The 22,258-nt window shown below is 73.5% G+C and carries 12 protein-coding genes; 4 read left to right on the top strand and 8 right to left on the bottom strand.

The annotated features are described in order from the left end of the window. Window positions 1-41 precede the first annotated feature (41 nt). The gene (locus IQ279_RS15265; protein WP_206349062.1) at window positions 42-1,958 is read right to left on the bottom strand and encodes an acyl-CoA dehydrogenase family protein; all 1,917 of its coding nucleotides are present in this window, start codon (window positions 1,956-1,958) and stop codon (window positions 42-44) included. A gap of 240 nt (window positions 1,959-2,198) precedes the next feature. Between IQ279_RS15265 and IQ279_RS15260 the strand changes: the two genes are divergently transcribed. Together IQ279_RS15260 and IQ279_RS15255 are read left to right on the top strand one after the other, a co-directional pair. Then, window positions 2,199-3,212 (top strand): LacI family DNA-binding transcriptional regulator, encoded by a 1,014-nt coding sequence (locus IQ279_RS15260; protein WP_206349061.1) that lies wholly within the window; start codon window positions 2,199-2,201, stop codon window positions 3,210-3,212. A gap of 91 nt (window positions 3,213-3,303) precedes the next feature. Beyond that, on the top strand, window positions 3,304-5,352 hold the full coding sequence (locus tag IQ279_RS15255; protein WP_206349060.1) for a glycoside hydrolase family 31 protein: 2,049 nt from the start codon (window positions 3,304-3,306) through the stop codon (window positions 5,350-5,352). Window positions 5,353-5,457: 105 nt separating this feature from the next. Here IQ279_RS15255 and IQ279_RS15250 read toward each other — a convergent pair whose 3' ends face one another. The 4 genes from IQ279_RS15250 to IQ279_RS15235 all read right to left on the bottom strand — a co-directional run bounded on the left by IQ279_RS15250 (window position 5,458) and on the right by IQ279_RS15235 (window position 11,455). Continuing rightward, window positions 5,458-7,494, bottom strand: coding sequence for a beta-galactosidase (locus IQ279_RS15250; protein WP_206349059.1), 2,037 nt, complete (start codon window positions 7,492-7,494; stop codon window positions 5,458-5,460). 109 nt (window positions 7,495-7,603) lie between these two features. Then, window positions 7,604-8,485: a carbohydrate ABC transporter permease gene (locus tag IQ279_RS15245; RefSeq protein ID WP_206349120.1), complete on the bottom strand. Its 882-nt coding sequence runs from the start codon at window positions 8,483-8,485 to the stop codon at window positions 7,604-7,606. Between the two features lie 44 nt (window positions 8,486-8,529). Next, entirely contained in the window at window positions 8,530-9,663 is a 1,134-nt protein-coding gene (locus IQ279_RS15240) for an ABC transporter permease (RefSeq protein WP_307792366.1), read from the bottom strand. A gap of 124 nt (window positions 9,664-9,787) precedes the next feature. Next, window positions 9,788-11,455, bottom strand: coding sequence for an extracellular solute-binding protein (locus tag IQ279_RS15235; protein WP_206349058.1), 1,668 nt, complete (start codon window positions 11,453-11,455; stop codon window positions 9,788-9,790). Between the two features lie 351 nt (window positions 11,456-11,806). Here IQ279_RS15235 and IQ279_RS15230 point away from each other — a divergent pair, with 351 nt between their 5' ends. After that, window positions 11,807-14,731, top strand: coding sequence for a glycoside hydrolase family 3 C-terminal domain-containing protein (locus IQ279_RS15230; protein WP_307792365.1), 2,925 nt, complete (start codon window positions 11,807-11,809; stop codon window positions 14,729-14,731). 77 nt (window positions 14,732-14,808) lie between these two features. On the opposite strand, the gene IQ279_RS15225 is transcribed toward IQ279_RS15230, so the two are convergent. Further along, entirely contained in the window at window positions 14,809-16,263 is a 1,455-nt protein-coding gene (locus tag IQ279_RS15225) for an aldehyde dehydrogenase family protein (protein WP_206349056.1), read from the bottom strand. A gap of 256 nt (window positions 16,264-16,519) precedes the next feature. On the opposite strand from IQ279_RS15225, the gene IQ279_RS15220 reads away from it, so the two are divergent. Beyond that, window positions 16,520-17,851: a M14 family metallopeptidase gene (locus IQ279_RS15220; RefSeq protein ID WP_206349055.1), complete on the top strand. Its 1,332-nt coding sequence runs from the start codon at window positions 16,520-16,522 to the stop codon at window positions 17,849-17,851. An 84-nt stretch (window positions 17,852-17,935) separates the two neighbouring features. On the opposite strand, the gene IQ279_RS15215 is transcribed toward IQ279_RS15220, so the two are convergent. Together IQ279_RS15215 and IQ279_RS15210 are read right to left on the bottom strand one after the other, a co-directional pair. Next, complete coding sequence (locus tag IQ279_RS15215) at window positions 17,936-19,645, bottom strand: PucR family transcriptional regulator (RefSeq protein ID WP_206349054.1); 1,710 nt, start codon at window positions 19,643-19,645, stop codon at window positions 17,936-17,938. A 195-nt stretch (window positions 19,646-19,840) separates the two neighbouring features. Beyond that, window positions 19,841-21,928 carry an ATP-binding protein gene (locus IQ279_RS15210; protein WP_241028145.1) on the bottom strand — a complete coding sequence of 696 codons (2,088 nt, stop codon included), beginning with the start codon at window positions 21,926-21,928 and terminating at the stop codon, window positions 19,841-19,843. Window positions 21,929-22,258 lie beyond the last annotated feature (330 nt).

The raw sequence follows: 22,258 nt of genomic DNA, 5'->3' as shown, positions 1-22,258 counted from the left end.
ACCTCGTGAAAGCGCGAGGTTAGAAGGCTGTCTCGCCCCGGTCAGGGGATGAGGCGGTGGACGTCCGTGCGGCTGGAGGGGCCGGGGGCGGCCTCGGCGATCCAGGGGCCGGGGGTGGAGGGGTCGACGACGCCCTCCTCCAGCCAGGCGTACGCGCCGCCCAGGACGCCGCGCACGACCTTGCGGTCGATGTCGTCGGTGTTGTCCCACAGCCGTCCGAAGAGTTCCTCGGCGCGGAGGCGGGCCTGGCGGCAGAAGGCGTCGGCGAGCTGGTAGGCGGCGCGGCCGTTCTCGCCGCGGGCGCGCAGCATCTCCGCCCGCACGCAGGCGGCGCTCATGGCGAACAGCTCGGCGCCGATGTCGACGATCCTCCCGAGGAAGCCCTGCTTGCCCTCCAGCTTCGCCTGCCAGCGGGACATGCCCAGGAAGGTGGCGCGGGCCAGGCGGCGGGAGGCGCGCTCGACGTAGCGCAGGTGGGCGGCCAGGTCGGGATGGCCGGCGGGGTGGAACTCGCGGTAGGAGATGGGCAGTTGGCCCGGTCCGGCGACCAGCCTGGGCAGCCAGCGGGCGTAGAAGCCGCCGGCGCGGACGGCGGCGCGGCCCTTGTCGGTGAGGGTCTTGTCCGGGTCGACCAGATCGCCCGCGACCGACAGGTGGGCGTCGACGGCCTCACGGGCGATGAGCAGGTGCATGATCTCGGTGGAGCCCTCGAAGATGCGGTTGATGCGCAGGTCGCGCAGCATCTGCTCGGCCGGTACGCCGCGCTCGCCGCGGGCGGCGAGGGAGTCTGCGGTCTCGAAGCCGCGCCCGCCGCGGATCTGGACCAGTTCGTCGGCCATCTCGTAGGCCATCTCCGAGCCGTAGAGCTTGGCGAGGGCCGCCTCGATGCGGATGTCGTTGCGGTCGTCGTCGGCCATCTGGGAGGCGAGGTCGAGGACGGCCTCCAGGGCGAAGGTGGTGGCGGCGATGAAGGAGATCTTGGAGCCGACGGCCTCGTGGCGGGCGATCGGCTTGCCCCACTGCTCGCGGGCCGCGGACCACTCGCGGGCGATCTTCAGGCACCATTTGCCCGCTCCGGCGCACATCGCGGGCAGGGAGAGGCGGCCGGTGTTGAGGGTGGTCAGCGCGATCTTCAGTCCGGCGCCCTCGGGACCGATCCGGTTGGCGGCCGGGACGCGGACGCGGTGGAAGCGGGTGACGCCGTTCTCGATGCCGCGCAGGCCCATGAAGGCGTTGCGGTTCTCCACGGTGATGCCCTCGGAGTCGGCCTCGACGACGAAGGCGGTGATACCGCCCTTGTGGCCCTCCGAGGCCGGTACGCGGGCCATGACCACCAGCAGGTCGGCGACGACACCGTTGGTGGTCCACAGCTTCACGCCGTCCAGGACGTAGGCGTCGCCGTCGGGTACGGCGGTGGTGGCCAGGCGGGCCGGGTCGGAGCCGACGTCCGGTTCGGTGAGCAGGAAGGCCGAGATGTCGCCCCGGGCGCAGCGCGGCAGGAACGCCTTCTTCTGCTCCTCGGTGCCGAACATCTTCAGCGGCTGCGGCACGCCGATCGACTGGTGCGCCGACAGCAGCGCGCCGACGGCGGGGCTGGCCGATCCGGCCAGGGCCAGGGCGCGGTTGTAGTGGAGCTGGCTCAGGCCCAGGCCGCCGTACTCGGGGCCGATCTTCATGCCGAGCGCGCCGAGCTCCTTGAGCCCCTTGACCACCTCGTCGGGGACCAGCCCCTCGCGGTCGATGCGCGGGCCGTCGATCTCCGTCTCGCAGAAGGCCCGGAGCCTGGCGAGGAACTCCTCGCCGCGCCGGGCGTCCGCCTCGGCGGGCCGGGGGTGGGGGTGGATCAGGTCGAGGCGGAAGCGGCCGAGGAACAGCTCCCTGGCGAAGCTCGGCTTGCGCCAGTCCTGCTCCCTCGCGGCCTCGGCCACCTGTCGTGCTTCGCGTTCGGAGACGGTCATCGCGGTTCACCTCGCACTGCCGGGGACTGCCGACGGGGCTGCGCGATGCGTGTACCCGTTGCGCACGGTACGTACCTTTTCCGGGGTGCGGTGCACCCGTATGCGATCATCTGTTGAAGCGCTTCGACAACCCATCGCAGAGCATCTGGACAGGCGGTCAGGTCGGGTTTAGGGTCGGTCCGCAGATTCCCTGTCGAAGCGCTTCACCTCAGCCGCTTCCCGCACCGCCCTGGAGAGTCCATGGTCACCCTCGCCGAGGTCGCCCGGCACGCCGGAGTCTCCGCCAGCACCGTGAGCTACGTCCTCAGCGGCAAGCGTTCCATCTCCGCCGCCACCCGCGAACGCGTCGAGCAGAGCATCCGCGAGCTGGGCTACCACCCCAACGCCGGCGCGCGGGCGCTGGCCAGCAGCAGGTCGAACATCATCGCCCTGATGATGCCGCTGCGCACCGACATGTACGTGCCGGTGATGATGGAGATCGCTCTGGCCGTCGCCACCACCGCCCGTGCCCACGACCACGACGTGCTGCTGCTGACCGGTGAGGAGGGCCCGGAGGCGGTGCGGCGGGTGGTGGGCAGCGGGCTGGCCGACGCGATGATCCTGATGGACGTCGAGCTGGACGACGCCCGCCTGCCACTGCTGCGCGACACCGGGCGCCCCGCCGTCCTCATCGGCATTCCCGCCGACCCGTCCGGGCTGACCTGCGTCGATCTGGACTTCACCGCCACCGGCGCGCTGTGCGTGGAGCACCTGGCCGAGCTGGGCCACCGCGACATCGCGGTGGTCGGCGAGGCGGCCGCCGTCTACGAGCGGCACACCGGTTTCGCCGAGCGCACCCGTGACGGGCTGCGCGCCCGCGCCGCCGAGCTGGGTGTGCGGCTGCTGCACCGGCCGTGCGAGGGCAGTTACGCGGCGATGGCCGGGACGCTCTCGCGCATCCTCGACGAGCGCCCCGGCACCACCGGCTTCGTCGTGCAGAACGAGGCCGCCATCGACCCGCTGCTGAGCCTGCTGCGCCAGCAGGGCCGGGCCGTGCCCGAGGACGTCTCGGTGGTCGCCATCTGCCCGGACCAGGTGGCCGTCCAGGCGTCCGTGCGCCTGACCTCGGTGGCCATCCCCGCCCACGAGATGGGCCGCCGCGCGGTGGAGCTGGTGATGGCCAGGGTGCGCGGCGAGCGCGGGGAGCGCCTGGAACTGCTGCCCCCGCGGCTGACGGTGCGGGCCAGCTCCGGCCCGGCCCCCGCCGCCCGCTGACCCCTGGCCCGCCGTTCTCCCCCGCCTCTCCGCCGCTCCCCGCTCTTCCCGCCCGACCGGTCCGCACACCGACGAGCCCCTCAGGAGCCCCGTGTCCACACCCGCCTTCTCCCCTCCCTCCTCCTCCCTGGCCCAGTCCTCACCCACCCGCGGCACCTTCCGCACCCGCGACGGCGCGCTGGAGTGGCGCGGGCGGCAGGAGACCGTACGCGTCGAGCCCTGGGGCCCGGACGCCGTACGGGTGCGCGCCCGGCTGGGCGGCCCGGTTCTGGACGGGCTGCCCGGCGCCCTCCTGGCCGATCCACCACCCTCCGAAGACGGGCCGGACATCCGGGTCGAGGACGACCACGCGCGGGTGACCTGCGGCGCGATCACCGCCGTGGTGAGCGCCGACGGCATGCTGCGTTTCGTGCGCACCGGCGACGGCGCCGAGCTGCTGGCCGAGGACCGCGCGCACTTCTGGTGGCCCGGCTCCCGGCTGCACACCGCCACCGGCAACGGCTACCACCGCCTGGAGCAGCGCTTCGCCGCCTACTCCGGCGAGCGGCTGTACGGGCTGGGCCAGCACCAGCACGGTCTGCTGGACCACAAGGGCGCGGTGGTCGACCTCGTCCAGCGCAACGCCGAGGTATCCATCCCCGTGCTGACCTCCAGCCGCGGCTACACCCTGCTGTGGAACAACCCGGCCGTCGGACGGGTGGAGCTGGCGCACAACGGCACCCGCTGGGTGGCCGACTCCGCCCGCCAGATCGACTACTGGATCACCGCCGGCGATCCGGCCGACGCCCAGCGCCGCTACTCGGCCGCCACCGGCCGCAGCCCGATGCTGCCCGAGTGGGCGGCCGGCTTCTGGCAGTGCAAGCTGCGCTACCGCACCCAGGACGAACTGCTGTCGGTGGCGCGGGAGTACAAGCGGCGCGGGCTGCCGCTGTCGGCGATCGTCTGCGACTTCTTCCACTGGACGCATCTGGGCGAGTGGAGGTTCGACCCGGCCGAGTGGCCCGACCCGGCGGCCATGGTCAAGGAGTTGGAGGGGCTGGGGGTGAAGCTGGTGGTCTCGGTGTGGCCGTCGGTCTCGCCGCTGAGCGAGAACCACCGGCCCATGGAGCAGCAGGGCCTGTTCATCGGCACCGAGTACGGGCCGATGGCGCACGCCGACTGGCCGGACAAGGGGGTGGCCGAGCCCGTCCAGGTCGCCTTCTACGACGCCACCAACCCCGACGCCCGCGACTTCGTGTGGTCCCGCATCCGGGAGAACTACCTGTCGTACGGCATCACGGCGTTCTGGCTGGACGCGGGCGAGCCGGAGCTCAAGCCCGGCTTCGCGGCCAATCTCCGCTACCACGCGGGCCCCGGGCTGGAGGTGTCCAACCTCTACCCGCGCGAGAACGCCCGTACCGTCCACGACGGTCTGGCCGCCGAGGGCGTGGCCGAGATCGTCTCGCTGAACCGGTCGGCCTGGGCGGGCTCCCAGCGCTACGGCGCCGCCCTGTGGTCCGGGGACATCGGCACCGACTTCGCCACCCTGCGCCGCCAGATCGCGGCCGGGCTCAACACCGCGCTGTCGGGCATCCCGTGGTGGAACACCGACATCGGCGGCTTCCACGGCGGCGACCCGGACGACCCGGCCTACCGCGAGGTGATGGTGCGCTGGTTCCAGTTCGGCGCGCTCTCCCCGCTGATGCGGCTGCACGGCTTCCGCGATCCGGGGATGCCGCTGGGCCCGGACATGACCGGCGGGCCCAACGAGGTGTGGTCCTACGGCCGGGAGGCCGGGGAGATCCTGGAGGCGTACCTGCGGCTGCGCGAGCGGCTCAAGCCGTATGTGCTGGAGCAGATGCGCGCCGCCCACACCGAGGGGCTGCCGCCGATGCGTCCGCTGTTCCTGGAGTTCCCCGGCGACCCGGCCGCCTGGGAGGTGGACGACGCCTATCTGTTCGGGCCGGACCTGCTGGTGGCGCCCGTGCTGGAGGCCGGTGCCCGGGAGCGCACCGTGCACCTGCCGGCCGGGGCGGAGTGGACGGACGCCTGGACGGGCGAGAGGTACCCCGGCGGCGGGCCGGTCACCGTGCCCGCGCCGCTGGAGCGGATCCCGCTGTTCCTGCGGGACGGCGCCCGGCTTCCGGTGAGGGAGGACTGAGACGGCAGGCGGCCCCCGGGTCGCGCGGACGGTGCCGGCGGATGCGATCCGCCGGCACCTCCGCCGTCTGCGCTGTCCGCTGTGCGCGGGGCGCCGCCCGCCGTCCTACGCGGGCGGGGCCTCGCGCAGGACGGCGGCGCCGTGGCGGCCGAGGGTGATCGTGTGCTCGTGCCGCCGCCCGGTGAGCTCGTCGGTCGCCGGGGCGGGCAGGGGGACGGTGGCCGGCTCGCGCCGGTGGTTGAGGAGGAACAGCCGGCCGCCGCGGCGTACGGCCTCCACTCCCGTGGGCAGTCCGGGAAGCGGAGGCCGCAGCCCGGCCTCGCCCGCCGCGCGGGACAGCAGGGCGCGCAGCGCGGCGGGATCGGGGAGGGTGGACAGGTACCAGGCGGTGCCGTCGCCGAAGGGATGACGGGTGATCGCGGGCCGGCCGCCGAGTTCGCCGCCCCGGTAGGCGGCGACGGTCTCGGTGCCGGGCAGGGTCTCGAAGTCCTCGCGCCACAGGGTGCCGACGGCGCCTTCCGCGATGTCGTCCCCGCAGGAGGCGAGCGGCTGGACCTTCCCCTCGTCCAGCGGCCACCACTCGTGCACGGTTCCGATGCCCAGCACCTCGCGCAGCCGGGCGTCCACACCGCCCTCGCGCACCCGGTCGTCGGTGTCGACGACGCCGGTGAAGAAGCCGCACACCAGGGTGCCGCCGCCCCTGACGTAGGAGGCGAGGTTGTCCAGGGCGGCGTCGGTGAGCAGGTACAGATGGGGGACGGCGATCAGGGCGTAGTCCTCCAGCCCGCTCTCGGGGTGGGCGAAGTCGCAGGTCAGATGGGACTCCCACAGGGCGCGGTGCCAGGCGCGCAGCGGCCGCTCGTAGGTGAGGAGATTCGAGGGGCGGCCGGCGGACAGAGTGGCCCACCAGGCGTTCCAGTCGTGCAGTACGGCCGCCCGCGCGGTCACGGGCGAGCCGGTGAGAGCGCCCAGGCGCTCCAGATCCGCGCCCAGTTGGCGCACCTGGCGGAAGGTGCGGCCGCGCGGCCCGGCGTGGGAGACCATCCCGGAGTGGAACTTCTCGCTGCCCTGCCGCGACTGGCGCCACTGGAAGAAGCAGATCCCGTCCGCGCCGCGCGCCACGGCCTGCAGCGACCACAGCCGCGTCAGGCCCTCGGGCCTGGGGTGGTTGACGCCGCGCCAGTTGACCGGTCCCGCGGCCTGTTCCATCAGCAGCCAGGGGCCGCGTGCCTGGGAGCGGGTGAGGTCCTGCACCAGCGCCCCCCACGCGGCGCCGTCGTCTCTCTCCGGGTCGGCGGGGTCGGGGTAGAGGTCGACGGAGACGACGTCCTCGCGCTCGGCCCACGTCCAGCCGTTCTGGCCGACGAACAGGGGCATGAAGTTGGTGGTGACGGGGATGCGCGGGGTGCGCTCCACCAGGGCGTCGCGTTCGGCGGTGAAGCACTCCAGCAGGGCGTCGCTGGTGAAGCGGCGGAAGTCCAGCTCCTGGGTGGGGTTGACCATGTACTGGGCACGGCGCGGCGGGATGATCTCCTCCCAGTCGCCGTAGCGCTGGCTCCAGAAAGCCGTGCCCCAGGCGTCGTTGAGGGCGTCCAGGCTTCCGTAGCGGTCGCGCAGCCAGCGGCGGAAGTGGGCGGCGGTGACGTCGCACCAGCAGGCGGTGCCGTACTCGTTGTTCACGTGCCACAGCCGCAGGGCGGGGTGGTCGCCGTAGCGGTCGGCGAGGTCGGCGGTGATGCGCAGGGCGTGGTCGCGGTAGACGGGCGAGGAGGCGCAGAAGTGGTTGCGCGAGCCGTACCAGACGACCGCGCCCGTCTCGTCGCGCGGCAGGGTCTCGGGGTGGCGGGCGCCCATCCAGGGGGGCGGGGAGGCGGTCGGGGTGGCCAGGCAGACACCGATCCCGCCCGCGTGGAGCAGGTCCAGTACGCGGTCGAGCCAGCCGAAGTCGCGCTCGCCGGGGCGGGGCTCGAGCCGGGCCCAGGAGAAGACGCCGACGGTGGCGAGGTTGACGCCCGCCTCGCGCATCAGCGCGACGTCCTCGCGCCGGACGGACTCGGGCCACTGCTCGGGGTTGTAGTCGCCGCCGTAGAGGATCCGGCCGCGGGTGACGTCGGCGAGGGTGGGCCTGGGCGGGGATGTCACAGGATGCCTTCCGTAGTGGGCGCCGCGGTCGCCCGTGTGCTGTGGTCGGTGATCGGATCGGTCCGGGGTGGCGGAGGCGGGGAGGTGGCGGTGAGGGCGGCGGGGGCGGTCAGCCCTTGACCGCACCGATGAGCACGCCCTTCTTGAAGTGCTTCTGGACGAAGGGCGAGAGCACGGCGACCGGCACCAGGGCCAGCACCATCACGGCCATCTGCACCGAGAGGGTGTGGATCTGGCCGGTGTTGATGATCTGGGACATGCCCGCGGGCCGCTCGCCCTTGAGGACGATCTGGTTGAGCACCACCTGGAGCGGCATCTTGGTCTGGTCGTTGAGGTAGATCGAGGCGTTGAACCAGGCGCTCCAGTAGCCGACCGCGTAGAACAGCGAGATGACCGCCAGCACCGGTCTCGACAGCGGCATCACGATCCGCCACAGGATGCGGAACTCGCCGGCGCCGTCGATACGGGCGCTGTCGATCAGTTCCGGCGCGGTGTTCATGAAGAACGCCCGCAGCACCAGGATGTTGAACACGCTCACCGCGCTGGGCAGGATCAGCGAGGCGTAGGTGTCGATCAGGCCGAGGGACTGGACCAGCAGATAGGTGGGGATCAGTCCGGCGCCGAAGAACATCGTGGCCAGCAGCGTCATCAGCATCGGGCGGTGGCCGAAGGAGCCCGGGCGGGACAGGCCGTAGGCGCACAGCACCGAGACGGCCATGCTGAACAGCGTGCCGGTCACGGTGACGCAGACGCTGATGACGGTGGCCCGGGTGACCTGGCCTCCGGAGAGCAGCTCGCGGTAGGCCTCGAAGGTGATGCCGCCGGGCACGACCACCAGGCCGCCGGCTTCGCGGATGGTCTCGGCCGACGACAGGCTGGTGACGACCACGATCCACAGCGGGAAGAGGATCGCCAGGCAGGCGACGGCCAGTACCGCGCTCTTGGCGGCGGTGCCGACACCGCTGGGGGGCTCCTCCCAGGCGGGGCGCATCCGGGCTCCGGCGCCCTCCGTCCCGCGGTCCTCGGTCAGCACGCTCACTTCTTGTACACCCCCTGCTCGCCCAGCAGGTGGGCGGTCTTGTTGGCGGCCAGCACCAGGCAGAGGCCGAAGACGCCCTTGACGACGCCGACGGCCGCCGCGTAGCCGAAGTCGCCGTTCTCCAGGCCGACGTTCCACACGTAGGTGTCCAGCACCTCGGCCGCGCCGGTGCCCACCGCCGTGCGCTGCAGGAGTATCTGCTCGAAGCCGACGGTGAGGGCGTCGCCGACGCGCAGCACCAGCAGCAGGGCGATCACCGGGCGCAGCGCGGGCAGGGTGATATGCCACATCCGCCGCCACCGGCCCGCGCCGTCCGCGGCGGCGGCCTCGTACAGCTCGTGGTTGACGGCGGCCAGCGCGGCGAGGAAGACGATGATGCCCCAGCCGGCGTCCTTCCAGACGGCCTGGAAGGTGATCAGGAACTTGAAGAAGCCGGGGTCGGTCATCAGGTCGAAGCCGCCGCCCCAGCCCCTCTCGCGCATGGTCTGGGCGATGATCCCGGCGCCGCCGAGGATCTGCTGGAAGACGGTGATGACCAGCACCCAGGAGAAGAAGTGCGGCAGGTAGAGCACGCCCTGCGCCCAGGCGCGCACCCGGGGGCTGATGATGCTGTTGATCAGCAGGGCCAGCAGGATGGGGACGGGGAAGAAGAACACCAGCTGGATGAGGAAGATCAGCAGGGTGTTCTCGACCGCCGACCAGAAGTAGGGGTCCTCCCACATCCGCTGGAAGTTCTCGCCGCCGATCCAGGGGCTGAGGGCGAAGGACTCGGTGAAGGAGTCGCCGAGGTAGGGGTCGAAATCCTTGAAGGCGACGACGTTGCCCAGCAGCGGTACGTAGGCGAAGACCAGGACCAGCAGCAGGGCGGGCAGCGTCATCAGGACCAGGGCGCGGTCGCGGCGCAGCCGGTGGCGCCGGGTGATGCCGCCGGGGGGCGGGGACGCCCCGGTCTTCCCGCGGCTTCCGGCGCCGTCGCGTCCGCCGCCGCGTCCGTGCGGCGGTTGTCCGTCCGCGGTCGGCGAGCCGGCCGGGGCGGCCGGGGCGGCCGGGGCCAGATGGGGTGCCGGGGCCCTCCCGGTGGGGCCGGTGCCGCCGGCCGGTGCCTCGCCGGGGGCCGTGCTGTGGGACACGGGACTCTCCTCGTCAGCGTCGTTCCGGCCCCGGCCCGGTGCCCGGGATGGCGGTGCGGTGGTGGTGCGGTGCGCCGCGGTGGGCGCCGCGCCGCCGGGCCGGGGGCCTGTGGGCGCGGGTGTGTCAGGCGGCGGACTCGCCGGCGTCCTCGATCAGCTTTCGGTACCAGTCGCGCAGGTCGTCGCCGCCGGCCCGGCGCCAGTCCTCGACGGCCTTCTGCATGTCGGAGACCTTCTTGCGGCCGCGCACCACGTCGTTCTCCAGGTCCTCGAAAGGGTCGCTGAGGTTGGTCCAGCGGTTGGGTTCGCGAACCTGCATCCCGTACAGCAGGGGCTTCTTCATGAAGGCGCCCATCCGCTGCTGCCAGCCGCACCAGTCCCGCACCACCCGGGGGTGGTCGGGGAAGGCGGCGACGGCCTCGGCGCTGGCGGTGAAGAAGTAGGTGTCCTGGACTTCGGTGACGCCCTGTTCGGTCTTGGCGGGCACGCCGTCCTTGAGCGTGTGGTGGGTGCCCTCCACTCCGTACCTGACCAGGCGGTTCTCCTTCGTCCCGTAGGGGGCGGCGGCGAAGTTGGCGATGGCCAGGCACTCCTGGACGGTCTCCTCGGGGGCCTTGCGGTTGACGAAGGCCCAGATGCCGGCCGGGTTGGCGAAGTACAGCTGCGGGTCGCCGCCGTCGTGGCCGAAGATGTCCATGCCCTGGACGCGGAAATCCGGATTCTGCTCGCTCTGCTCGAAGGTCCAGCCGTACCACTTGGCGTTGCCGTCGTTCATGATCATCGACTGGCCGGCGGTGAAGCGGGTGCCGGCGTCGCCCCGGCCGGTCTTGGCGTCGGGGTGGACGACGCCGGCGGCGTAGAGCTTGCGGGTCCACTCCAGCGCCTCGAGGTAGTTGTCCGTCTCGATGCGGTGGACGAGCTTCTTTCCCTGCCACTGCCAGCAGTAGGGCTTGTCCGGCAGCACGCCGAAGACGTTGAACGCCGTCCACTTCATGTCCTCGCACGCCCACACCTTCGACCTCGGCGCGGTGATCTCCTTGGCGAGGTCCATGAACTCCTGCGGGCTGGTGGGCACCTCCCAGCCCTTGTCCTCGAAGACGTCCTGGCGGTAGTAGGGGATGATGATGTCGACCGCGCCCGACGGGATGGGCAGACCTCTGAGCTTCCCGCCGAAGATGGACATCTGCCAGGCGGCGGTGGGGATCGCGGCGAGGTTGGGGTAGGCCTTGACCTTGTCGCCCGACAGGTACGGGCCGAGGTCGGCGAAGCGGCTTCCGATGGCGCTGGGGATCTTGCCCTGCATCTCCCAGCTGGGGATGACCACCATGTCCGGGATGCCGCTGGAGGCGAGGACGGCGCCGAGCTTCTCGCCGTAGGTGTTGCCGTCCTGGGTCTGCCAGTCGACCTTCACCCCGATGGCCTTGTCGACGGCCCGGTAGTAGGCGCAGTCCTTCTCCGGCGGGGTGCCCCACAGCGGGCTCATGACGGCCACCTCGCCGCCCCTGCCCAGCTTCTCGGGGACGGAGGCGGGCAGCGCGTCGTACGACTCGGCCTTGCCGGTGAAGCCGGGGCGCGATCCGTTCTCGCTGGGGATGTCGGGTTCGACGACCTTCGAGGCGACGTACGCCGGAAGGATCTTCGCCGCGTCCTTCTTCGTCGTCGTGCCCTCGTTCCGGTTGCCGCCGCCCTCGGAGGAGCACGCCGACAGCAGCGGCAGACCACCCACCGCCGCGGCGGCGACGGCCGTCGAGGCGAGGAAGGTTCTCCGGCTGGGGCTGGTGGTCTGGGACATGGCGGCAACCCTTCGTGGCGGCGCGTCGGCGGGACGGACGGGATGGACGGCGTGCGGCCCCGCCGGTCGGGCAGGTTGGTCGAAGCGCTTCGATGTTGCGCCGAGATTAAGTGCGAGGGTCATACCGCGCAAGGGTCGTGGCGAAGAAACATCGAAGCACCGGAAGCGGCCCGGATACAGGAAATTCACGGGTCCGGACGGCCGTCTCGCGTTCGGATCCTTGACACCCGCCCCGCTGTCACCCCAGCATCGAAGCGCTTCGAATCGTGTACCGCCGCGCCACAGCACGCCCCGCAGCACGCACCGCCGCGCGGCGGTGGCCGCCCATCTCCCCGAGGAGACCTTCCGCACGTGAGCACCGACCAGCCGCCATTTTGCGACCCGGCCCTGCCGGCCCGTGAGCGCGCCGCCGACCTGCTGGCGCGGCTCACGCCCGACGAGCGCGTCGCGATGCTGCACCAGTTCGCCCCCGCCGTGGAGCGTCTGGGCGTCGCCGCCTTCCGCACCGGCCAGGAGGCGCTGCACGGCGTGGCCTGGATGGGCCCGGCCACCGTCTTCCCCCAGGCCGTGGGGCTCGGGGCGACCTGGAACGAGGAACTGGTGCGGCGGGTGGGCGAGGCCGTCGGGCGGGAGGTGCGCGCGATGCGCGAGCGCGACCCGCGTGTCGGGCTGAACGTATGGTCGCCCACGGTCAACCTGCTGCGCCATCCGCTGTGGGGCCGCAACGAGGAGGGCTACTCCGAGGATCCGCTTCTGACCGCCGCGATCGCCACCGCGTACACCCGCGGACTGCGCGGGGACCACCCCGCCCGATGGCGCACCGCCCCGGTGCTCAAGCACTGGCTGGCGCACAACAACGAGACCGACCGCGACACCTCCTCGGCCTCGGTGCGCCCGCGGGTGCTGCACGAGTACGAGCTGCCGGCCTTCCGCGGCCCCGTCCGGGCGGGCGCGGTGGCCGGGGTGATGCCCGCGTACAACCTGGTCAACGGCCGCCCCAACCACCTCTCGCCGCTGCTGGCCGAGCAGTTGCGCACCTGGTGCGACCACGACCTTGTGGTGTGCTCGGACGCCGGCGCGCCCAGCAACCTGGCCGACTCCCAGGGCTACTTCACCACTCACGAGGAGGCCACCGCCGCCGCCCTGCGCGCCGGGGTGGACAGCTTCACCGACCACGGCGAGGACTCCTCGCCGATCACCTCCCGGGTGCGCGGCGCGCTGGAGCGCGGCCTGATCGGGCAGGAGCACGTGGACGCGGCGGTGCTGCGGCTGCTGGCGATGCGCTGCTCGCTGGGCGAGTTCGACCCCGAACCGTTCGACGGGGACGCCGCGTTCGACACCCCCGGGCACCGGGAGCTGGCGCGCGAGGCCGCCGAGCAGGCGATCGTCCTGCTGCGCAACGACGGTCTGCTGCCGCTGGCGGACGGGGTGCGGGTGGCGGTCGTCGGGCTGCTGGCCGACGAGTGCAAGCTCGACTGGTACAGCGGCGCGCTGCTGCGCCGCTCCACCCCACTGGACGGACTGCGGGAGCGGTTCGGGACGGACCGGGTGGTGTACGCCGAGGGCGCCGACCGGGTGCGGCTGCGCTGCCCGGGCGGGTGGCTGGCCGTGCCCGGGGCCGGCCCCGGTGAGCGGGGGCCCGGCGATCCGGCGGCCGCGGGCGCGCTGGACCCGGCGCTGCTGCGCGGCCGCACCGATCTGCCGCCGCTGACGGTGAGCGGGGGCGCCGGGGAGGAGTTCGCGCTGGTGGACTGGGGCGGCGGGGTGCTGACGCTGCGCGCGGACGGCGGCCGCTACCTGTCGGTCGCCGACGACGGCTTCGTACGCGCCTCGGCCGAGCAGCCGGGCGGCTGGGTGGTCCAGGAGACCTTCGGGCTGGAACCCCACGACGGCGGGCACCTCCTCAGGCACCGGGGGACGGGCCGGTACGTGGAAGTCGCCGCCGGCTGCGTCCGGGTTGCCGCCGGGGACGGGCCGGGCACGGTGTTCACCGTCGAGACCGTCCGGCGCGGCGAGGACGAGGTGCGGGCCGCCGCGCGGGAGGCCGGCGTGGTGATCGTCGTCGCGGGCAACGACCCGCACATCGGCGGGCGCGAGACCGAGGACCGCACCACCCTCGCCCTTCCGCCGCAGCAGGACCGGCTGTGGCGGGCGGCCCGCGACGCCAACCCGCGTACCGCCCTGGTGCTCACCTCGGCCTACCCGTACGCGGTCGGCGAGGCGGACGAGGCGCTGCCCGCGCTGCTGTGGACCGCCCACGGCGGGCAGGCGGCGGGGGAAGCGCTGGCCGCCGTGCTGGCCGGCGACGTCTCACCGGGCGGACGGCTGCCGCAGACCTGGTACGCCTCCGACGCCGATCTGCCCGGTCTGCTGGACTACGACGTCATCGGCTCGCGCACCACCTACCTGTACTTCGACGGCACTCCGCTCTACCCGTTCGGCCACGGCCTGTCGTACACCTCCTTCGGCTACGGCGAGCCGGAGGTCTGCTGCGACGGCCGGATGCTGACCGTCCGCTGCACGGTGACCAACACCGGCGCGGTGGCGGGCGACGAGGTGGTCCAGCTCTATGTGCGCGCCGTCGAGGTGGCCGGACGCCGGCTGCCCCGTCCGCACCGCGCGCTGGCGGCCCACCGCCGCGTCCGGCTGGACCCGGGCGCGTCGCGGGAGGTGGAGTTCACCGTCCCGGTCTCCCGGGCCCTGGGGCTGTGGGACGTGGCCCACGGCCGGTGGCGGGTGGCCCCGGGCTCCTACGCCGCCGACCTCGGCGCCTCCAGCGCCGACATCCGCCGCAGCGCGGTCTTCCGCGTCGACGGCGAGCCCGGCGCCCCGCGTCCGGTGGGCGACATCCGGGCCGCCGACTACGACGGGCAGAGCGGCACCGAGCTGGTGGATCTGAGCCGGGAGCGCGGTGACGCGGTCGCCCCCGCCGGTCCGGGGGTGGCCGAACTGGTCTTCCACGACTGCGACTTCACGGCCGATGCCGGATCCGGTGCCGGTTCTGTGACGGTGGAGGCGGCGCGCGCCGAGCCGGGCGAGGCGGAGATCGTCCTGCGCCTGGAGAGCAGCGGCGGCGAGGACGGCCGGGGCGGCGAGGACGGCGTTCTGGCACGTCTCACCGTCCCGTGCACCGGCGACCGCCACACCTACACCACCGTGCGGGCCCGCCTGGACGATCCGCCCTCGGGAGTGCGCGATCTGCGCGTCACCCTGCACGGCCCCCTCAGACTGGCCCGCCTGGGCTTCGGCGCACCCTCTTGCGCCGAAGCGACCTGACGACGGGCGGGCCCGCGCCGCGGCCCGGCCCTTCCTCCGGGGCCGGACCGCGGCGAACCGGGCGAGGGGAGCGGTGACTACAGGTCCAGGCCGGTGAGGACCATCACCCGCTCGTAGGTGTAGTCCTCCATGGCGAACAGCACGCCCTCGCGTCCGACGCCGGACTCCTTGGTGCCGCCGTAGGGCATCTGGTCGGCGCGGTAGGAGGGGACGTCGCCGATGACCACACCGCCGACCTCCAGAGCGCGGTGGGCGCGGAAGGCCGCCTGCACGTCGTGGGTGAACACCCCGGCCTGCAGGCCGTACCTGGAGTCGTTGACCGCGGCGAAGGCTGCTTCCTCGCCGTCGACCGAGGTCAGTGTGAGCACGGGGCCGAAGACCTCCTCGCAGGAGACCGAGGCGTCGGCGGGCACGTCCGCGAGGACGGTGGGGGCGTAGGTGGCGCCGTCGCGCTTGCCGCCGGTCAGCAGCTTCGCGCCGGCCGCGACCGCCTCGTCCACCCAGGACTCCACCCGCTTGGCGGCGTCCTCGCTGATCAGCGGGCCGACGTCGGTGGCGTCGTCGGACGGATCGCCGGTGGCCAGCGCCTCGACGGCCTCGACCACCCGGGGCACCAGCCGGTCGTGGACCGAGACGTCGGCGATGACGCGCTGGACGGAGATGCAGGACTGGCCGCCCTGGTAGTTGGAGAAGGTCGCGATGCGCTGCGCGGCCCGGTCCAGGTCGGCGTCGGAGGAGTAGTCGGCCAGTACGACGGCCGCGCCGTTCCCGCCCAGCTCCAGAGTGACGCGCTTGCGGGGCACGGTGTCCAGGATGGACCAGCCCACCGGGCCGGAACCGGTGAAGGAGATGACCGGCAGGCGCTCGTCGGCCACCAGGGAGGGCATGCGGTCGTTGGGGACGGGGAGCACCGACCAGGAGCCGGCCGGCAGGTCCGTCTCGGCCAGCAGCTCGCCGATGAGCAGCCCGGACAGCGGGGTGGCCGGGGCGGGCTTGAGGATGATCGGCGTGCCGACCGCGATGGCCGGGGCCACCTTGTGGGCGCACAGGTTGAGGGGGAAGTTGAACGGCGCGATGCCCAGCACCGGCCCGCGCGGGAAGCGCCGGGTCAGGGCGAGGCGGCCGGTCCCGCCCGCGTCGGTGTCCAGCCGCTGCGCGGTGCCGCCGTTGAAGCGGCGGGCCTCCTCGGCGGCCCAGCGGAAGACCGACACGCAGCGGCCGACCTCACCGCGGGCCCACTTCATGGGCTTGCCGTTCTCGGCGGAGATCAGTTTCGCGATCTCCTCGGCGCGCTCGGCCAGCCGCCGGTGGACATGGTCCAGGGCGGCGGCGCGCACATGCGCGGGAGTGGCCGCGAACTCGGCGGCCACCTCGGCCGCGGCGGCCACGGCCTGCTCGACCTGTGCCTCGGTGGGGATGCTGACGGTGCCGACGGTCCGGCCGTCCCAGGGCGAGGTGACCTCGAAGGTCTCGTCGCCGGTCGCCTCGCGGCCGGCGAGCCAGAACGCGTGTGGGGAAGTCGCTGTGGTCACTGCGTATCCCGGCCCTTCCGAAGTGGTGGAGCGGTGGAGGTGGTGGTCGGGGCCCGGCTGCTGCGCGGCCGGCTCCCGGCACCACCGTAGGGGCCGAAGCCGTGCGGGACTCTTGTCCGGCGCGTATCACTCGGGTTGTTCCGCGCGCCGCTTTGTCGGAGAAGGCCCGGTTGCCCGCCCACCGCTTTGCCGCGACCATGACACAGCACAGAACGCACCAACCCCACCCGTCGAACTGGACACCCCAGGAGACGCGATGCGTAGACGTCCTCACGGGCGGCGGACCCTCACCGCCGCCCTCCTCCTCTCCCTCGCACTGGCCGTTCCGCTCGGAGCGCAGGCCACCGCCGCCCCCGGAGACGACGGCCGGCGGGCCACCCCCGCCGGTGAGCGGCAGTACGAGATCGCCGGGATCACCGGCGTCGAACAGCGCACGGCCATCGCCCGCACGGGCACGGCCATCGACGCGGTGCGCGAGCACTCGGTGGTGGTCACCGCCGACGCCGCGCAGGCCGACAAGCTGCGCAAGGCCGGCCACCGCCTCACCACCCTGCCTGCGCCCCCTCAGCGGAGCGCCGGGAGCGACGAGGTCGGCACCCTCGACTACCCGCCGAGCGACTCCGGCTACCACAACTACGCCGAGACCATGGCGGCCATCAACGGGTACGTGCGGGACCACCCGGACATCATGGCCAAGCAGGTCATCGGCAAGACCTACGAAGGCCGCGACATCGTCGCCGTCAAGATCAGCGACAACGTCGCCGCCGACGAGAACGAGCCGGAGGTGCTGCTCACCCACCACCTGCACGCCCGCGAGCACCTGACCGTGGAGATGGCGCTGTACGTCATCCGCGAGTTCGGCGAGCGGTACGGCACCGACTCCCGCATCACCCGCATGGTGGACACCCGGGAGCTGTGGGTGATCGCCGACGTCAACCCCGACGGCGGCGAGTACGACATCGCCTCGGGCAGCTACCGGAGCTGGCGCAAGAACCGCCAGCCCAACTCCGGCTCCTGGTACGTCGGCACCGACCTCAACCGCAACTGGTACTACAACTGGGGCTGCTGCGGCGGCTCCTCCTCCAGCACCTGGAGTTCCACCTACCGCGGCCCGTACGCCGGGTCCGCGCCGGAGGTGCGGGTGGTCGCCGACTTCGTCCGCAGCCGCGTCGTGGGCGGAGAGCAGCAGATCAAGGCGCACATCGACTTCCACACCTACAGCGAACTGGTGCTGTGGCCCTACGGCTACACCTACAACGACACCGCCCCGGGGCTCACCCGGGACGACCGCGACGCCTTCGCCACCGTCGGCAGGGCGATGGCCGCCACCAACGGCTACACCCCCCAGCAGTCCAGCGACCTGTACATCACCGACGGCACGATCAACGACTGGATGTGGGCCGACCAGGGCATCTTCAGCTACACCTTCGAGATGTACCCCGGGCCGAACGGGCGGGACGGCTTCTACCCGCCCGACGAGGTGATCGAGCGGGAGACCAGCCGCAACGAGGACGCCGTCCTGTTGCTGATGGAGAACGCCGACTGCATGTACCGCTCGATCGGCAAGGAGCAGCAGTACTGCTCCTGACGCCCTGACGGTGCCCCGGCCGCGCCCGGCCCTCCGGGATTCCGGTCCGCGGGATCCGGGCTCCGGGCTCCAGTCCTCCCGGGCTCAGCCCTTGCGGGACCGCCCCTGGTCCTTCCGGACCGGGGGCACGGTCGCCGTCGCCTTGAGCGCCAGCCACAGCTCCATCCGCACGTCCGGATCGTCCAGCGACCGGCCGAGGATCTCCTCGACCCGCCGCATCCGGTAGCGGAGGGTGTGCCGGTGGACGCCGAGGTCGGCGGCGGCCGCGTCCCACTGCCCGTGCCGGGAGAGCCAGGCGTGCAGCGAGGCGACCAGATCGCCGCGGCCGTGCGCGTCGTGCTCGTACAGCGCGCGCAGCATCCCGTCGGCGAAGGCGCGCACCGCCTCGTCGGCCAGCAGCGGGAGGACCGAGCCGGAGGCCACGTCCTCGTGCTCGACCAGCGCCCGGCCCCGGCGGCGGGCGACGGACAGCGCCTGCCCGGCCTGCTTGAACGCCGCGGCCACGGAGGCGAGTCCGGCGGGCGCCGAGACGCCGACGACCACCCCGTGTTCCGTGCCGGCGCCCACCGGGCCGCCCCCGGCCGCCGTCTCGGCCCGGCCCGCGAAGTCCGCACAGGCGGCCGCGGCGGCGCCGCCGTCCGCCACCAGTCCCACCAGCCGCCGGTCGTGCCGGACCAGCAGGACGGACTCCCCGGCCCGGGCGGCGGCCGACTCGGTCCTCTCCGCGAGCGCCTCCACCCCGGCGGGCAGAGCGCCCTCCGGCCCGCCCGTCCCCTCGGAAGCGCCGCCCGCGGCCCCGCCCGCACCGGGCTCCCGGGGGTCCGCCGCCTTGCCCCGCACCGACGCGCCCTCGGCCACGACCACCCGCAGCGGCTCGTCCAGCAGCGTGCCGTAGAGCGAACCGGCGACCGCCCGGGCGTGGTCGGCCTCCCCCGCCAGCAGCATCCGCAGCACCGCCGCGCCCAGCCGCTGCTCGGCCTCCAGCAGAGCCCGGGACCGCTCGGTGGTCAACGTCAGCAGCGCCACGGCGGAGTTGACGGCGTAGCGCTCGGCGGTACCCGGCGGGACGCCGGTGCCGACCGCGAGGACCGCCCTGACCCGGCGCCCCGAGCCGATCGACTGCAGCTCCACCCGGTCGCCCGACCGGCCGCCGGTCCCGCTCACCACGGCGCTCGCGGTGGCGGAACGGTCCCGCAGCCGCCGCACCTCGTCGGTCAGCTCCGCGGCGCGGCGGGAGGCCCAGGACGGGGCGGCGGCGACCAGCGCGCCGGAGACGTCGTAGAGCGCGGCCCAGCCGTCCACATGGGCCGCCAGCTTCGCCAGCAGACCGGACGTGCCGCGCGCGGAGAGCACGGCGCGGGTCATCTCCCGCTGGGCCTCGAACCCGGCCCTGACCGCGCGGTACTGCTCGGCGGCGCCCGCCGCCGAGACCGCCTTGACGATGGCCAGGAACGGGGTGCGCCGGGGCACCTCCAGCAGCGGGAAGCCGGCCTCACGGGCGGCGTCCAGCAGTGCCGGGGGCACCGTGTCGTAGGCCACCCCGGCCGCGAAGCCCAGCCCGACCACACCGGCGGCGTCCAGCCGGGCGACGTAGCGGCGCATCGCCTCCGGATCCTCGACATCGAGCTTCATCGCTGTGACCAGCAGCAGCTCCCCGCCGTCCAGATACGGCACCGGGTCGGCAAGCTCGCTGACGTGCGCCCAGCGCACCGGGACGCCCAGCCGCTCCTCGCCCGCGAGGACGGCGAGCTTGAGGGAGGAGTTCCGGACCAGCGAGGCGAGGGTGATCGACATGGCTGACCTGTGGCCCTTTCCGGCGTTCGACCGCTCGCCGGAGGCCCGGCCGGGCGGGAGAGGAGGGCAGCGGTTTTTGTCCGTGCGGTAGCAAGGATAAGGCCGCACCACTACCGACCGTACAGCCGTACGCGCCGTCGTACGCCCGCTCCGGGCCGCCCGCTCCGGCCCACTTCCGGGTACCGCGCGCCCCGGCTACTCCCCGAGCCGGGCGAGGACCGGTGGGCTCGCCTCGCCCCGGACGGTGGTCAGCGACACCACCGCGTGGCCCGGCGGCACCTTGTGCGCGAGGTCGGAGGCGGACCAGCGCTCGCGCTGGACCGTGCGCACGGTGACCGAGCGGGTGGTCGCCCGCACCCCGGTGAACAGGGTCCGGATCCCGCGCAGGGCGCGCCGGAGTGTGCCGCCGGAGAAGTCGGGGTTGTGGGTGACGTCCTCGGTCTTCACCCACTCCCGGCCCCACGCCTGCGCGAACACCTCGCCGTCCCAGGTACTCACCCCCGACAGCACCACCCGGCAGCCGACCGCCCCGACCGCCGCCGCACGCAGCGGCTCGGGCACCTCGTCCAGGCTGCGCAGCGCCAGCACCACCCCCGCGTTGGCCGTCCGCAGCCGCTGGACGGCGCGTACGGAGGCGGGGGTGAGGGTGTGCGCGGCGTCGTCGAGCACCAGGCAGGCGAACAGGGAGCGTTCGTCGCGGTCGCGGGCGCAGGCGGTGAACTGGGCGAGCAGCAGCCGGGCCAGCAGCCGGGACGCCTCGGCGTGACCGCGTTCGGGCAGGTCGATCCGTACCCTCAGCGGGTGCGCCAGATCGCTCATGGCGAAGGGTCGGGTGGTGCCGCCGGTGGCGAAGAACCCGGCGAACGCGGGCCGGTCCAACAGCGCGATCCGGTCCGCGAGCAGTGGTCCCGGATCACCGGGCCGCCCGGACTGGCGTTCGCGGGCGTCCAGTTCGCGCAGAGCGGCGCCGTCCCCGGCGGCCTCGCACGCCTGGCGCAGCGCGGCGAGCGCGACGGGCACCCCGTCGAGCAGCTCGCGCAGCTCCGGCACGGACGGGAAGCGGCCGTGGGCGGTCCGGTGGGGGCCGATGAGCTGGGCGAGGGCGGTGGCGGCACGGCGGGTGTCGGCCTCGCCTCCGAAGCCGCCCGCGCCGCCGGGGCCCGCCGGTCCGCCGGGCGCGTCCCCGACCAGCGCCTCGGCCAGGACGGCGGCGGCCTCGTCCGGATCGTCGGTGCCGCCGTAGAGGTCGAGGTCGTGCGCGGACCCGGGGTCGCCGAGCCGGATCACCACGTCGTAGGCCTCGTCGGGGCCGAGCCCGGCGCCCGCCGTGCCCACGGCGACCACGGCGGCCCGCCCGGCGAGGGCCTGGAGGGCCAGGGACTCCACCACCGGCCGCACGACCCGGCTGGTCTTGCCCGCCGCAGACGGCCCCACCACCAGCATCGAGGTGCTCAGCAGCGCGGGCTCAAGTGCGAGGCGGACACCCCGGTAGGCGTACGGGTTGCGCTCCTCCTCGGGTGCGGCGCCCAGCCGCACCTGCCCGGTCAGCAGGTCGTGCCGGGCCGCCCGGACGGGCAGGTCGCGGTCGCCGGAGGGGTGGGCGAATGCGGCCGCTCCCCGGCCGAGCACGGCCTCGGCGAAGGCGGGCAGCTGTTCGTACCGCGCGCGTACCGCCTGCCAGGCGCGGTCGATCCGTACGTAGTCGACGTCGTTCATCCGGCCGCCGTGGATCTCGGCCGTCAGCCGGTCGGCCGCGGCGTGCTCGCCCACGGCCCGCAGCTGGGGCCACAGCGCCGGATCGGCGGGCCCCCCGGGGGGCGCGGCCGCCGGATCGGCGGGCCGCCCCGCCCCTCCCCCCGTCCTCTCCTGCCCGCCCGGCCCGCGCAGCCGCGGGCGCACGTAGCGGCGCCAGATCTCCCTGCCCCGGGCCATCCAGATGACGGCCGAGAAGAAGACGAGGGTGAACAGGTACTCGTAGATCTTCGCCGCCCGGACGAACGCCTCGCGGTCCCCACCCGGTTGACGCCAGGAATCGGGTGTGAACCATTCCAGTGGCTTCACCCAGAAATCGATGTAGCCGTTCCAGCACAACGACCACAGCAGCAGCCCGCAGAGCACCATCAGCGCCGCGCCACCCAGCAGTTGCCGGTCGTCCAGCCGGTCGGGGTCCTCCGGCGGCCTGGGCCGGTACCCGTACCGCCAGATGCCGGGTCCCGCCTCGGGACGCGGTGTGCGCAGCCACTCGCCCAGGGACGGCCCGGCCGCGGGCGCCTGCCGCGGCATCGGGGGCACGGGCGGGGGCGGCGGCGCCGGCAGGTCCGCCTGCCCGCCGCGCGCCCTGCGCGGGTCCCCCGGATCTCCTGCCCCCCATGTCCCGTGCGCCCCGCCGTTCACCATGCCCCGCCCAGCTCCTCGTCCGGCACCCCTCGCCCGTCCACCGTCCCAATCTAGTCCCCGGCGAACGCAGTTGGCCGTCGTACACAACCGGCCATGTCCACCGCGGCCAACACGACACGGACACTTCTCCGCGGCGGTGCATGTCGACGGCCCCTCCCCCGCCCTAGCCTGCGAGGAACCACACCCATGAACACCCCTTCGCACCGATGAGCCCGA

It is taken from the genome of Streptomyces verrucosisporus (assembly GCF_017114865.1).
Lineage (GTDB): Bacteria > Actinomycetota > Actinomycetes > Streptomycetales > Streptomycetaceae > Streptomyces > Streptomyces fenghuangensis.
The sequence above is the reverse complement of the archived record's forward strand: the minus strand, read 5'-3'. Positions and strand labels throughout refer to the sequence as shown.